Consider the following 2,562-nt stretch of genomic DNA (forward strand, 5'->3'; position numbering starts at 1 on the left):
GCGGGTACGGTCACCGGCTGCCCCTGCACCGTGCACTCGAAGTCCGCGCCGTTGAGGTTGTCGATCGTGATCTCCGTGTGGGTGCACCGGACCCGCACGTGCGTCCCGCGCACGGTCAGCCGGAACGTCACCGCGCCCCACTCCGCGGGCACCCGGGGGTCGAACGAGATGTCGCCCCGGTAGTCGCGCATCCCGCCGAACCCGCTCACGAGCGCGGACCAGACCCCTCCGGTGGAGGCCACGTGGATACCGTCGGTGGCGTTGCCGTGCACATCGGCCAGGTCCACGACGAGCGCCTTCTGGAAGTGTTCGAACGCCTCGTCGCAGTACCCGATCTCGGCGGCGATGATCGACTGCACCACCGCGGACAGCGTCGAGTCACCGGTGGTGAGCGGGTCGTAGTACTCGAAGTTCGCGCGCTTCTCCGCTTCGGAGAACTCGTCGCCGCGCAGGAACATCGCCAGCACCACGTCGGCCTGCTTGAGCACCTGGTGCCGGTAGATCACCAGCGGGTGGAAGTGCAGCAGCAGCGGTCGGCGCGGGTCCTCGAGATCCTGGTCCCAGACCTCCTTGGCGAGGAAGTCCTGGTCCTGCGGGTGCACGCCCAGTTCCTCGTCATAGGCGATCACCATGCTCTCGGCGGCGCGCCGCCATTCCGCGATCTCGCCGTCGTCGATCTTCAGGCGCCGGCAGATCCCCGCCCACCGGCCGTCACCCAGCTCGGCGATCCGCTTGCACGCGATCGCGGCGGCCACCAGGTTGAACCTCGCCATGGCGTTGGTGAACAGGTTGTTGTCCACCACGGTGGTGTACTCGTCGGGCCCGGTGACGCCGTGGATGTTGAAGCAGCCGTCGTCGGCGAAGAACCCGAGCGAGACCCACATCCGTGCGGTCTCGACCAGCATGTCCACGCCCTCGCGGATCATGAACTCCTGGTCGTCGGTGGCCCACAGGTACTTGACCAGGGCGTGCGCGATGTCGGCGTTGATGTGGTACTGCGCGGTACCGGCCTCGTAGTACGCCGACGCCTCCTCGCCGTTGATGGTCCGCCACGGATAGAGGGCGCCCTTGACCGACAGGTACTTGGCCCGGTCGCGTGCCTTGTCGAGCATGTTGTAGCGGAAGCGCAGGGCGTTCCGGGCGAACCGCGGCACGGTGTAGGTGAGGAACGGCAGGACGTAGGTCTCGGTGTCCCAGAAGTAGTGGCCGGAGTAGCCGCTGCCCGTGACACCCTTGGCGGCGATGCCGTTGTACTCGGCCCGGGCGGACGCCTGCGCCAGCTGGAACAGATTGAAGCGGATGGCCTGCTGCGTCTCCGCAGGCCCTTCCACCTCGACGTCGGCGCGGTCCCAGAAGTGGTCGTACCAGTCCCGCTGGGTGCGGTGCAGGTCCTCGACCCCGCGCACGCGGGCCCGGCCCAGGGTGCGCGAGCACCGGTCGGCCAGTTCGCGGGCGGGGACGACCTCGGAGGTGTGGTACGCCGCCAGCTTGGTCAACTTGAGCACTCGCCCCGGGGTGGCGTGGGCGTGGTAGACGACCTTGGACGAGTCGTCGTCGATCTCGTGGCTCATGGCCACGTCGTCCTCGGTCTCGAAGATGTGGTCCACGGCGACGGCGATCGTCATCCCCGAGTTGGCGCACCGGTAGCCGTGCACGTGGTAACCGCCCTGATCCTCGGTGACCTGGGGGTCGAGCACGCGGTGCTCGAGCCCCTCCGCGCGACGGGGGTCGAAACCCTGTGCCGGGGCACCCTCCGAGGAGCTGTACTCGTTCTCCCCGTCCTGCCTGTTGAGGACCTGCGAGGAGATCACGACGGGCGCGGGCTCGTCGGGGAGTTCGATCTCGTAGGTCATCACCGCGAGGTGCTTCTCCACCATCGACACCATCCGGCTGGAGCGGATGACGACCTTCTTGCCGGCGGGGGTGCGCCACACGACCTCGCGGCGCAGGACACCGTCGCGGAAGTCGATGCTGCGCTCGTAGTGCTCGAGGTCGGCCACGGACAGGCGGAGCGGCTCGTCGTCCACATAAATGCGGATCGTCTTGGTGTCCGGGGCCTGGATCATCGTCTGGCCCTCGCGCGCGAGCCCGTAGGCGTCCTCGGCGTGCTGGATGTGCCAGGTCTCGTGGAAGCCGTTGACGAAGGTGCCGTGGTGGACCGAGTCGCGACCCTCCTCGGGGTTGCCGCGCATGCCCAGGTAGCCGTTGGCCACGGCGAACTGCGTCTCGGAGACCCCGAGCGGGGAGGCCTTGGGGTTTGTCTCCACCCAGCGCCACGGGTCCGCGGGGTGCGTGGAGCGGTTGATCTCCGGCACCTCGAGGTGGCTCCGGAGGTTGACGCCGTAGGTGGTCCGGATGTTGCCGGGGACGGACTGGCCGATCGTGTCGTGGACCGGGCCGCGCCCGGGGGGGACGGGTGTCATGACCGCGCCCCCGTCAGCCCGGGGATCAGTTCGGCCAGGTCGACGACGACGATGTCGGCACCCTCCCGGAGCAGGACGTCGCGGCCCGCGCCGCGGTCCACGCCGACGACGTGGGCGAACCCGCCGGCGGCACCGGCCT

At 69.0% G+C, this 2,562-nt stretch carries 1 protein-coding gene; it reads right to left on the minus strand.

The genetic code is table 11. The annotated features are described in order from the left end of the window. Window positions 1-2,423, minus strand: a 2,423-nt coding sequence (locus G6018_RS17535) for a glycoside hydrolase family 65 protein (protein ID WP_182639164.1), incomplete at its 3' end; no start/stop codon positions are given. Window positions 2,424-2,562: the final 139 nt, after the last annotated feature.

The sequence above is a fragment of the Dietzia sp. DQ11-44 genome, assembly GCF_014145205.1.
In the GTDB taxonomy this organism is placed as follows: domain Bacteria; phylum Actinomycetota; class Actinomycetes; order Mycobacteriales; family Mycobacteriaceae; genus Dietzia; species Dietzia natronolimnaea.